This window comes from Pseudomonas sp. AC083, assembly GCF_979253165.1.
This window is the reverse complement of sequence record NZ_CEEDDH010000016.1, coordinates 106860-118324: the sequence shown is the minus strand read 5'-3', so window position 1 is coordinate 118324 and position 11465 is coordinate 106860. Positions and strand designations below refer to the sequence as shown.

Annotated in this window: 8 protein-coding genes and 3 pseudogenes; all 11 read right to left on the bottom strand. The window is 54.5% G+C overall.

The genetic code is table 11. The annotated features are described in order from the left end of the window. Positions 1–267: 267 nt before the first annotated feature. Positions 268–864 (bottom strand): annotated as a pseudogene (locus AC0IXA_RS21245) (methyl-accepting chemotaxis protein); the annotation flags it as partial. 261 nt (positions 865–1125) lie between these two features. Continuing rightward, positions 1126–1272, bottom strand: a pseudogene (locus tag AC0IXA_RS21240) (HAMP domain-containing protein); the annotation flags it as partial. Positions 1273–1389: 117 nt separating this feature from the next. After that, positions 1390–2154 (bottom strand): annotated as a pseudogene (locus AC0IXA_RS21235) (methyl-accepting chemotaxis protein); the annotation flags it as partial. A gap of 179 nt (positions 2155–2333) precedes the next feature. Then, positions 2334–2921, bottom strand: coding sequence for a GNAT family N-acetyltransferase (locus AC0IXA_RS21230; protein ID WP_471814452.1), 588 nt, complete (start codon positions 2919–2921; stop codon positions 2334–2336). 232 nt (positions 2922–3153) lie between these two features. Then, entirely contained in the window at positions 3154–4089 is a 936-nt protein-coding gene (locus tag AC0IXA_RS21225; RefSeq protein ID WP_471814451.1) for a restriction endonuclease, read from the bottom strand. Between the two features lie 41 nt (positions 4090–4130). Beyond that, positions 4131–4388, bottom strand: coding sequence for a Fic family protein (locus AC0IXA_RS21220; protein WP_471814468.1), 258 nt, complete (start codon positions 4386–4388; stop codon positions 4131–4133). 221 nt (positions 4389–4609) lie between these two features. Further along, positions 4610–4807, bottom strand: coding sequence for an ATP-binding protein (locus AC0IXA_RS21215; RefSeq protein WP_471814450.1), 198 nt, complete (start codon positions 4805–4807; stop codon positions 4610–4612). A gap of 689 nt (positions 4808–5496) precedes the next feature. After that, positions 5497–6186, bottom strand: a complete 690-nt coding sequence (locus AC0IXA_RS21210) for a hypothetical protein (RefSeq protein WP_471814449.1) — start codon at positions 6184–6186, stop codon at positions 5497–5499. A 404-nt stretch (positions 6187–6590) separates the two neighbouring features. Beyond that, positions 6591–8273, bottom strand: a complete 1683-nt coding sequence (locus AC0IXA_RS21205; RefSeq protein WP_471814448.1) for an AAA family ATPase — start codon at positions 8271–8273, stop codon at positions 6591–6593. Positions 8274–8376: 103 nt separating this feature from the next. Then, on the bottom strand, positions 8377–9735 hold the full coding sequence (locus tag AC0IXA_RS21200) for a restriction endonuclease subunit S (RefSeq protein WP_471814447.1): 1359 nt from the start codon (positions 9733–9735) through the stop codon (positions 8377–8379). Continuing rightward, positions 9732–11270: a class I SAM-dependent DNA methyltransferase gene (locus tag AC0IXA_RS21195; protein ID WP_471814446.1), complete on the bottom strand. Its 1539-nt coding sequence runs from the start codon at positions 11268–11270 to the stop codon at positions 9732–9734. Before AC0IXA_RS21195 ends, AC0IXA_RS21200 begins: the two co-directional genes overlap by 4 nt. Positions 11271–11465: the final 195 nt, after the last annotated feature.

Genomic DNA, 11465 nt, shown 5'->3' with positions numbered 1-11465 from the left:
TGACCCACCGCCATCGCGGGCAAGCCCGCTCCCACAGGGATTTTCGGTGAGCTCAAAATCCAGCGAGCCACACAAATTTAAATGTGGGAGCGAGCCTGCTCGCGAAGGCGGAGTGTCAGGCGACGTTGATCTGATTGACCCAACGCCATCGCGGGCAAGCCCGCTCCCACAGTTATCGAGGTGAACACATCAACAGTGCTCGAACACGAAAACCTGTGGGAGCGGGCTTGCCCGCGATTCGGTTTCAGCCTCAGCGCAAGACGAACATCAAACGCGGAAGTGGCTGACCATCTGCTGCAACTGACCACCCAACCGCGCCAGTTCAACACTCGACGCTGCCGTCTCATCACTCGCCGCTGCGGTCTGCTCGGACACGTCTCGGACGTTGATGATGCTGCGGCTGATCTCTTCAGCCACGGCGCTTTGCTGTTCGGCAGCGGCGGCGATCTGCTGGTTCATCGACTGGATATTCGACACTGTGCGGGTGATGTTTTCCAGCGAGGCGCCGGCCTTGCGCGTCAGGGCGACGCTGCTGTCGGTCAGCGCGCGGCTGTTGTTCATCACCGCCGAGACTTGCTGGGTGCCGTTCTGCAGACCGGCGACCAGACCTTCGATTTCCTCAGTCGACTTCTGCGTACGTTGAGCCAAACCGCGCACCTCATCCGCAACCACGGCAAACCCACGCCCGGCTTCACCGGCACGCGCTGCCTCGATCGCGGCGTTGAGCGCGAGCAGGTTGGTCTGTTCGGCGACAGCCTTGATCACGTCCATGACGCTGCCGATCTTGTCGCTTTCCTGTTGCAGCACGCTCATCGCTTCGGTCGAACGCACCACTTCGCTCGCCAGACGTTCGATCTGCGCGATGGCCTCATTCACCACCTTGTCGCCTTCACGGGCTTCGCCATCCGCCGCGGCGGCAGCTTGCGACGCTTCCTCAGCATTGCGCGCAACTTCCTGCACGGTGGCGGTCATCTCGTGCATGGCAGTGGCGACCTGATCGGTCTCGATTTTCTGGCTGTTCACGCCGGCGCTGGTCTGTTCGGTTACAGCCGACAACTCTTCAGCGGCGCTGGCAATCTGGGTGACGCCGTCGCGGATGCCACTGATCAAATCACGCAGGGTCACGCCCATGCGCGCGATGCCTTGCTGCAACACGCCGAGTTCGTCGCGGCGAGTAACGGTGACATTCTGGGTCAGGTCGCCGCTGGCGATGCGCTCGACCACGGCCAGGGTTTCCTGCAACGGACGAGTGATCTGACGGGTGATGATCACCGCCGCAATCACGCCGACCAGCAGCGCCAGCAACGTGCTGATCAACTGGAAGGTGCGCGCCTGGGCGCTTTCAGCGTCACGGCGATCAAGCTGGATCTGGTACAGCTGCTCGCTCAGGGCGACGATGGTGGTGCCCTGATCGGTCATTTCCTTACGCGCCTGCACGGCATCGGTGTTGGCGTTTTTGTACGCCATCAACGCGCTGCGGTAGCTGGTCAGCGCGGTTTCCAATTGGCGCAGGGCATCCTGCTGAGTCGCGGCAAATTGCGCATTCAGCGGTTTGAGGCTGGCGATGGCCGCGTCGATCTGGCCGACGGCTTTCTGCTCGGTCTCGGCGTTGCTGGTCGCGGTGTAACCACGCACTTCATAGCGCGCGAGGATGAACGCTTCCTTGGCCGCAGTGACAGCCTGGAACTGCTCGAAACGTTGATCGCTCAACTCCATCTGCTGCACGCGCTGGCTGATCGATTCGATCAGGTTGTACGCGGTCTGAGCGTTGGCGCTCATGGTGTCGCGGGCGCTGTTGCCGGTGCGATAGGCGTTGCGCATTTTGTTCAGCGAGGTCTGGTATTCAGCGATGGTCGCGGCCTGCTGCTTGAGCAGTTTGACGTTCTCCGGACTCTTGAATTTGCTGATCAGCGCCTGCTGCTGAGCGGCGAAGCTTTCCAGGGTGGTCTGCACATTCTGCGCGGCGGGTTCGTCGCCGTTGGTCAGCATGTATTGCAGGCGCACCACGCGCAGTTTGGTCAGGCCGGCGTTGAGCTGGGTGATGTCGCTCATCCAGTTGCTGCGGTCGATCAGGCCACCGAGGCTGGTCCAGCCGGTCAGCGCCAGAACGCAGGTCAGGGCCAGCACCAGGCCGAAGCCCAGGCCGAGTTTCATGTTCACGCTGATGTTACCGAACCAGCTATTCATGCAAATCCTCCAGAAACGTTGGGTTTCTTGGTCGTCAGTTAAGCTGGAAGATTGTTGTTCTTTTGAGCCAGCAGGGGTGTTAGCAGGTCTGTATCGGCCGCAAACCCGAGAGCTGAAAGGATTTTTGTCTGACAGATTTCGCGCACTCAACCGAGGCGCCGCGACCAACGCTGATCCGGCGCCTCGAACCCCGGATTGACCAGCGCCGTCAGCACATGATCCTGCCAACGCCCGGCGATATTCAGATACGCCTTCGCATGCCCTTCGCGCTCAAAACCCAAGCGCTCAAGCAAACGCGCACTGCGCTCATTGCCGGGAATGTAATTGGCCATGATCCGATGCAGATTCTGCACATCGAACATATAACCAATCCCCGCTTCCAGCCCCTCCTGCATCAAACCCTGCCCCTGATGCGCCTCATCAATGTGATAACCCAAATAACACGCCTGAAACGCCCCACGAATAATCCCGCTGAAATTGCACGCCCCGATCATTTGCTGACCGTCCGCCGACAGCAGCGCGAAGTGCATTGCTAACCCGGCTTCGAAAGCACTGGCCTGGATCTCGAGACGGCGGCGGATGTTGGCGGTGGAGAAATAGTCCGTGGTGCGGCTGGGTGACCACGGCGCCAGGTGGCGGAGGTTGCGCTGGTAAAAAGCGCTTTCGAGTTCGGCCTGATCGGGGGAGAGGATCGCCAGCGTCAGGCGCGGGCAGGGCAGGGATAACAGCGGCATCGAGCGCTCCTTGGCGAGGGATCTGCTGGCAGAGTCGCGCATATGGTGGGGAGCGGCAAGATATGGAGAAGCCGAGGCGAAAAAAAGCCCGCTAGGAGCGCGGGCGAACCGTAGTTTCTTGAATGAGCGGGATGGACTTTACAGCGTGAGCGGATTCAGCGTGGTGAAGAAAAATTCATTGTTTACGGGCGGTACGCCCGGAGTGGCTGTTTTGGCAGGCACTAATTTTTACTCATCCGAGCGATTCGTCAAAGTAATCGCTGTCGAGCCTGGGAACCTTGTAAAGCTGCGAGCTGATGCCCACGTCGTGGTCAAGCATCAGGTTGACCAGTCGTTCGCCATCGACCAACACCAACCCCTCGACCGAGCGCGCGAAGTCAACGGCTTGAGCGGTAAAGCCGGAAGTGGTGATGAATACGCCACGTTTGGCTTTTTGTCCGGCGAGGGCGCCATAGAACGCCTGCAGGTCGGGACGGCCGACGGTGTTCTGCCAGCGCTTGGCCTGCACGTAAACCTTTTCCAGCCCGAGCGCGTCCAGCGAAATCACGCCATCAATGCCGCCATCGCCGCTGCCACCGACTTGCTGCAGCGCCTGACGGTTGGCGCCGTAGCCCAAGCTGTGCAGCACGTCGAGCACGATATGTTCGAAGCGGGTCGGGCTCGCTTGCAGCAGGCTGTCCAGCAAGTCGCCCGCTACGCTCGTGCGCAGCTCAAGGATGGCTTGGTTCAGGCGTTCCTGTGGGCTGCTCGTAGCTAGCTCTGTCGATGCAATCGGCATTGAAGTGTCGGTGCTCTCATCCAGTGAGGCCGCATCCGGTGCCGTCTTCAGTTTCACGCTCATGAAATTCACGGCCAGATGCTCGACCAGTTCTGCGCTCAACGGGGCAGGGTTGGCCTGAGCAAATGCGCGGCCGGTGTCGGTCAACTGCCAATAGCCACGCTTTGCGCTGCTGGAGTAGCCGGCGCGCTTCAGCCGATCATGCGCCCAGCCTGAACGGTTCTTGTAGGTAGCCTGACCGCTGGCGATGGTCTCTTGCCGCTGTGCTTCGCTCAGGCCCAATGCCTGTGCGGCCGCTTCGTGGGCCTCGGATGCGGTGGCACCTTCCGGATGAACCGAGAGAAACCGCAGGATGGGCTCAATGAACTGGTCGTAGGTCGGGACGGACATGGTTCTTTCTATTCCTTTTTGAAGGCTTAACTCAATGTAGCCTATCGACGGCCGCGCTTACCTTTGGCGGAGTGTACAAAGCGCCAGATTGCGCTGGCGCAAAATGTGTTTGGCCCGGGGTCAGTCGTTCGAGGGGGGGGGGCAGCCTTCAGCGCTCGGCCGACCGCTGTCAGGCGATATCGTTGTTTGCTGCTGTTGGGCTTGTCTGGAACGGTCATCTCGACCACGCCACTCGCCAGTAGTGGGGCCAAGACCTGCTCGCGAAACTTGCTGCGGTTGCTGCGTCCGACGAAGGTCATCAGCTCGAGCACAGTGTGCTCACCTGTCATCCTGCTTAGCAGAGTTACCTGCTCTGGCTGCAAAGACAGGCGATTTACGGCTTGTTCTCCGTCGACAACGGACTCAGTCCTTGCTTGGTCCCGACTTAGTCCCTACTTGGTCCCCGCTTGGGCCCGAAAGAGGCCCTTTCTCAACGGTCCGCTGAATCACCACCCTGAATTGGTTACTCGGCCGATCATCGTCAAGAGTGATCATTGGCCAAGCGTCGATTGCGCGCGGGATACCTGTGCCTAAACCGCGATAGGGCAGGATGTGCACAGCATGGGGAGGTGAGCGTCGGGTTACGACGATTGGACAGGCCGAATCGAATTTTTTCAGTGTCGAGTACGTCAGGCAGGTGCCCAGGGCTGATCAATTCTATTCGATCAGCGAAGATCATGATCCGGATCGAGGCGCTGACAAAGTAGTCGCGGTGGATCAGGGCATTGCGGATTCATTTCGTCTGAGCGCACAGACGTGGGTTGCGTCTCACCCTTTCCCGACCGCTTTGGAAATTGTTGTATGCCGAAGATCTCAAACCAGAGAAACCCTAAATTCAGTCAAGCTAAGTCCCAAAAGACGCAGTAAGGTGTCGTCTCGCTGGAGTTGGTGGGGCCGGGGTGATCTGAATCTGAGCGGTAGGCTGTTGATTTGTATGGTTAATGTTTCGTTAACTTTCAAACTTGGAATACCGATTGGAATACCGTGCGGCTTCTTTTTACATACGATCTGATCACCGAGTGCACCGGTTTCGTGACTAGGTTTGGCATCGAATTGCTTGAGACGGGACCGGAAATGGCCACCAAAAATTCGGCAACGCTGTGGGGGGGCTCGGCGCTTCTTATTAGTCGAAAGGTCCAATTGCCTATCGTCCATTTTGGGCTGTTCTGCATGGTGTTCTTTTTTGGTTGGATTTTAATCGATCTTGGTCTCTGATTAATTATCTAGAAACATTCAAAGGCCTAGGCCCCAAATTAGTTCCATGGCTCGTTGGGCTTTGGCAAGGAATTTTACCGGACTTGGTCAACAGTTCTCAGGGCGCACGCCCTAATTAGTGGTGCGAAATCTGCAGTGTACTGGATTGTTTTTTCATATTCCATATATGGCTGCAGCATCGCCATTTGGATCAAGTCCATCAAGACAAAATTCGCGTAGCGTTTCTAGGAGTTGGTCTGGCAATAATTGTAGCGAATTATAGAGTAAGCCGCGCCAATAATTGTAGGGTGTTAATCTCGCATAGCTAAGCCTTACTCTTGCCTTTTGTTCGATTGAGTTTTTGAACGCCGTTAGGTCTCTAATGTCCAAGTCTTCGGCTAGCTTTTCGCGCAGAGATAGGAACTCTCCTTCAATACGCTCTTTGATTCGATAGATCTCATTCCAAGTCGTTAATTTACGCTGGTTTGTAGGGTCTATTGGTCTTATTGCCCAAGTAGCCATTGGCAGAATACCAAGGAAGTCGATTTGCAACGCCACTTGCTCGTGGGCGCTTTCGCTCCAAGGATCGAAGCATGTGCGTCTGAGCCCCTCCGGGCTTCGCAAAAGGTCTTTGGCAAGCTTCGCTTTTGAGTTGCACGTGTGACAGGTAGGCAGCAGGTTGTCGGGATCTACTCCGAACTGCGGATACTTTTCTTTGGCCAGTAGGTGATCGTAAGGTGCACGCCATTGATCTTCTGCAGCAACTAGATGTTGTCGTTGTGCGAGTAGTTCTGCCGCGCACATGCCACATACATTCCCGTTACCTAGGGGGGGATCGGAGCTATAGCGGCTGTAGTGATCCATGACGGTTTCTCCACATGAGCGGGTGACTCCGATAAGCTTTGACGTGTTTTCGAAAAGATGTGAGGCTAACTTCTTCAGCTCAGCTGTAACGGATTCGGGAGGTTCAGGTATGGCTGATGTCGGATCATTGAATAGTAGGCGTGCGCTAACTGTTCCGGAGAAAGCGAGATATAGCTCATCCCTTATCTGCGGATCTAGGGCCTCTATGGAACTTATAACCGCTTGGACGCGTGTCCGGGTCGGTTCATTAGCCTGAGCAGCATCCCAAAGTCCTAGGGGAAGAGTGGAGTCGTCGAAGGGCCTCCCTGCGCAGCTAGAGAGAAGAGTCTCTCGCATTAGCAAGTTAAGTCCAGTGAAGACTGCACTAGGTGGAAGTCCGACTCTTAGAGGAAGTAACATCAGGTTTATGGGTTCCGCAATTTTTGCAGTATATAAGCACGCTCCATCGATTCGCCTAAATGCGCCTCAATCCAGTGCCGCTTGTGATTGTTATCCACACTTTGGTCATGCAAGTGTCGATTTATTTCATCAACTGCGGTTTGCGATATTGCAGAGCGCAGGCCAAAAAATTTTTTTATCAGTACTTCGAATGAAGCACCGAAAGTCTCGCTAGTTGGTGATGACATGGTTGACTGATCATCAACTTTTTCAAAGTGAAAGACAGCTTCGCGATGCAGGGATGAAATCAAGAACGGTGAGTGCGATGAGATTAATGCCTGTGATGTAGTTAGGCTGCGGCCTGCTTGTTCAAAGTCAAGGTGATATCGAGTACGCCAGCTAGGATTCAGATGCGTCTCGGGTTCGTCAAATAGGAACAATGACTCGGTATCGGCAAATAGCTTTACGGCACCGATCGTATGAAGCAGCTGAGCTTCACCATCGCTCAAATCGTCGACTGGTGCAAAGCTTTCACCATCAGAAAGCACTAGCTCGGACACCGTAAGTGGTAGCTTGCTCTTAAGTGGCTTTTTTACATTCCCATTTAAAGAGTCGTTTCGCAAAACTTTGCGGATATCTGTAGGCCACCATCCTACGCCTAGTAATTGCAGCTTATAAAGCTTCCAAAAAAGACGGACTGGATCGAAATATGTATCTCTGAGTCTGTTGATTACTAATGGATCCAAGAGGTCTATCGTGAGTTCGGCTCGCAGATAGTTAAGTTCGTAAATTTCGTACTGCTCATCCGTAGTGCGGCTGGATAGGCCTCGTATGTTCCCTTCTCCCACCGCATGGATGAGCTGTTTGAGATCTTCGATACTGTCTTGCTCAACGGGAGCGCGCCGCATATCGTACTGTAAAGTGACTCTTCGCGGGTGCCTAAAGCTGACCTCCGGCCACAGTAGGTTTCGCTCTGCGTCGCTTAAAAGTCCAAGTGCTGTAATCAGTAAGTTTGTGCAATCGTAGTCTAAGAATAGTGAGTTTGGTAGAGGGGTGTCAGCCTCTAGTGTGCGAAGTGGATCGTCCATGGCGCTATCTGTAGGTGCGCCAAATATGCCTGGGAAACGTTTTTTGTACTTAATGTTTATTTGTTCATAGCTTTCCGCGTCGACACTGGGCTGTGCTAGCTCTACGCGGCGCCGAGACCTTGTGCGCATAACATCAAAGTACTGTAATGCGTTTCGCATAAAAGAGCGTTGCAGGTTTTCGTTGAGGCCTGAGGCATAACCTATGACGCGCGGCAAGGGTAGATTTCCCAATGTGCAGCTCGTTTCAATTGACCAATAAGCCGTGCTGTCGCTCACGCCGCTTGCAATAGAGCCTGTCTGGATGCTGCTAGAGATCAGAATTGACTGATCAGCTTCGAGTCGCACCGTAAATCGCTTTGGCGGTTTTATATTGTCGTCATCGCCTGACCATTCATAGCTCAGGGAAAAGCAATATTTAAGAGGTTTACGAGTGCTGAAGTCGGATCGCTTCCTTCGCTCTAAATACGCAAAGGCTTCTGCGATTAGTTCCATTAGTTGCGACTTTCCGGATCCATTCAATCCAATAAGTGCGATGACTTTTCCGGGCGCGTTAGAAAAGTCAAAACGTTGATTGGCTAATCCTTTGTATTCGCCTAATAGCTCAAATTGCAGAAGCTTCATTCTGGAATACCTACCCTGGCCTTATGCCTCTTAATTTGGACTTCAGGGCTGCTCGATAGGGCAGAGTGAAAGCTACTACTAAGATGCGCCCGATTGATATACATCAGATATTAATCCTTCCGCGAATGGCCTTAGCCTTTGCGGCGGAACGCTGGGCTTGGATGCGAGCGAGCAGTTCACTGGCGGGCTCGTTGCACGGGTCTTGCGGTACCAGCTTGCCGCTGAAAGCTTTGGATAGAATGCTCTGAGTCAGATTGTCGATATAAATCGTAGCTGAGGCGACTCGGGCTTCCAGTTGATCGGCGAATGCAAATAGTTGCTGGATGCGGCGTACGACCTCATGTTGTTCCGAAATTTCCGGTAGCGGAACAATAAATTCACGTAAGTCCGATAGGTTTATACGTTTTTGTGCAGATCCCAATTGTTTCTCAACAAATGCAGACTGGAATTGGGGTGACATTATCTGGAAGAAAGCAAATTCTGAGGTTATTTCGTGGCCTAGTTTTATAACGGCAATGGCCCTGTTGACATTGCCGCCTACTAAGGACTCTGGAGTAATAGCAGCTCGCCCAATGGTCGCCATTACCGAAAGCAAGATGTCGCCTTTTTCTAGTATGGTTCTTTTGAATTCATCTGCAAGGGGTTTTGATATTTTATAGATGTTGGATTGATCTATTTGTCCCCACTCACCAATGTCCATAACTCTAACCATGGGGACGCCGTCAGAAGCCGTGTCGCCGGGTTTTAATACTCCATAAGAGAGCTTGTTCTTGTCTTTGAGTAAGTCTTCGAATTTTTTACTTTTGGGGCAGGAGAGGTTTTGCTCTTTGCGCCATTCTTCCGTCAGCCGTCCGGAAACCGCAGCAGCGAGCACGGATTGACGAAAGCGTTTGAGGAGGGCAGGCATGGCGTCGATGCGTGCTTTAAGGGTGTCGACCTGTGCTAGTAGTTCGTCAATTTTCTGGACGATTCGGCTTTGTTCAATAGCTGGCGGTAAGGGGAGCTGGAAGGCTTCTAGCTTGGAAGAGTCGATGCTCTGAACAGTCGTTCCCTCTTTGACGCACGCTGATAGAATTTTTCCACCGAAGTTTTTGATTAAATAAAACAAAAATTTAGGGTCTATGCCCTCAATGGGACGGATAACCTTGACGTCTTGATTGACTGTCAACTCGACACCCGCCAGAGCAACTGGAAGCGTATGCTGAAGAATACCGCTACGGGTAACTATCAAGACTGCTCCGGCTGGATAGAGCGTCATTCCGGCCTCGTTTACCGCTATTTGAGAAATCCTGTCTTCGGAGCTCTCCAGCAGGTTTTTCTTCATGTCCTTGGGTGATATCCAAGGCACATCAGGGCTAGACCAGAATTCAGGATTTGCTTTTGAAGGGGTCTTGCCGCCTGTAACACCGCCAATATGTGCCAAAGTGAAGCTCGTCCAGCCTGCCGGCAGTTCGCCACTCATTCTCCGGACCCCACTTCCAGCCCCATTACTTCTGCCATCAATTGCTTCTGGGCCGCCACTTCGTCTCCCGCCCCTAATGCCTTCATCAGCTCTTCCAGCTCACGCAGCGCTTCAGTCAATTCCCCCATGGCTTCGCAGGCCAGAACCTCAGGAGCGGGCAGATCGGCGGCATCCACGCTGCCTGCATCCTTTAACCAGCTGATATCCAATGAGTCGCTACGTTCGCGAATTTGCGCTCGGGTAAACACGCGGAAGCGGCTGGTTTCTCCAATACCTTCTATATTCTCGGCGCGCGGGCTATTGCCGTTCGCATCTTGGCCATAGGCGTCTTCAAAGGTTTGTAGGTGCTGCGTACCAAAAGGCGTCCGCTTGCCAAAGCTAGGCATATTGCTGCGCAAGTCATAGACCCATACGCGTTGGGTACAGCCCTGATCCTGGCGTGGGTTATCAGGAGTGCCTTTCTGGAAGAACAGCACGTTGGTCTTCACACCCTGAGCGTAGAAGATTCCTGTTGGCAGCCGCAGAATGGTGTGTAGGTTGCATTTATCCAACAGGTCGCGACGCACTTCAGTGCCCACCCCAGCCTCGAACAGCACATTGTCAGGCAAGACTACGGCGGCGCGGCCGCCCGGTTTCAGCCCACGGTAAATGTGCTGGAGAAATGCCAGTTGCTTGTTGTTGGTCTTGAAAGTGAGATCTTCTCGGGTTGGGCCGCCACCGCCCTTGGCTGTGCCAAAGGGCGGGTTGGAGAGGATCACGTCGACCTTGGGCAAGCTGGCGCCGGCCTGGCCAAGGGCGTTGCCGAGGTGGACCACGCCTTCTTCGTCACCTTCCATGCCGTGCAGCAAGGTGTTCATCAACGCTAGGCGACGGGTGCCGGGCACCAACTCCACGCCGACAAAGGCGCGATTGCGCTGAAAGCTCCGTGCTTTTTCGTCGAGGTCGTAGTGGTCGTCGGTCTGGCTTCTGATGTAAGCGTCAGCGGCAATCAAAAAGCCTGCGGTGCCAGCGGCAGGATCTTGGATGGTCTCGCCGGGTTGCGGCCTGATGCAGCGGATGATGCTGTCGATCAGCGGGCGCGGAGTGAAGTACTGGCCAGCTCCGGACTTGGTCTCGCTGGCATTCTTCTCCAGCAGGCCTTCGTAGAGATCGCCGAGGCCGTCCTCGCGGGCGCTGAACCAGTCGATGACATCCAGGCTTTTGATCAGTTGCTCCAGATGACGTGGCTCCTTGAGCCGTGTCTGGGCGTCGGCATAGATGGCCGCGATCAGCGGGTCGCTGTTCTTGCCTAGGTCAAGCAACATTTGTCGGTAGTAGTCGAGCAGAATGAGCCCGGATTTACCAGCCAGGTCTGGCCAGCGTGCACCCGCTGGTAGCTTGTGGCTGAAGGCATCGTTGTTCTGTACCTGCTCGTATTCCATCTTGATGAACAGCAGCAGCACCAGTTCTGTAACGTAGTCACTGTAGTTGATCCCGTCGTCGCGCAGTACGTCGCACAGGTTCCAGAGTTTCTGGACGATGTCAGAGTTGGTCATGGTAACTCTCAAAGTAGATTTGAATGCGAGCCCACGCTGGCTGAGCAGCGCCAACTGCAAAGAAATATTGATGCCGGGTTTGCCTACAGGGCAAAAAAAAACCGCTCAATTTGTGCATAGCTGCTGGAGCAACCATAGGCATGGCGGGTGTGTTGCAGGGGAGGTTATGCACGGCGGATCTGTTTTGCAAGCTGA

Bases quoted from the DNA above. Each gene is read 5' to 3' on its own strand.
- AC0IXA_RS21230 (WP_471814452.1), bottom strand. From the start codon at position 2,921: ATGCCGCTGTTATCCCTGCCCTGCCCGCGCCTGACGCTGGCGATCCTC.
- AC0IXA_RS21225 (WP_471814451.1), bottom strand. From the start codon at position 4,089: ATGTCCGTCCCGACCTACGACCAGTTCATTGAGCCCATCCTGCGGTTT.
- AC0IXA_RS21220 (WP_471814468.1), bottom strand. From the start codon at position 4,388: ATGACCTTCGTCGGACGCAGCAACCGCAGCAAGTTTCGCGAGCAGGTC.
- AC0IXA_RS21215 (WP_471814450.1), bottom strand. From the start codon at position 4,807: ATGATCTTCGCTGATCGAATAGAATTGATCAGCCCTGGGCACCTGCCT.
- AC0IXA_RS21210 (WP_471814449.1), bottom strand. From the start codon at position 6,186: ATGGATCACTACAGCCGCTATAGCTCCGATCCCCCCCTAGGTAACGGG.
- AC0IXA_RS21205 (WP_471814448.1), bottom strand. From the start codon at position 8,273: ATGAAGCTTCTGCAATTTGAGCTATTAGGCGAATACAAAGGATTAGCC.
- AC0IXA_RS21200 (WP_471814447.1), bottom strand. From the start codon at position 9,735: ATGAGTGGCGAACTGCCGGCAGGCTGGACGAGCTTCACTTTGGCACAT.
- AC0IXA_RS21195 (WP_471814446.1), bottom strand. From the start codon at position 11,270: ATGACCAACTCTGACATCGTCCAGAAACTCTGGAACCTGTGCGACGTA.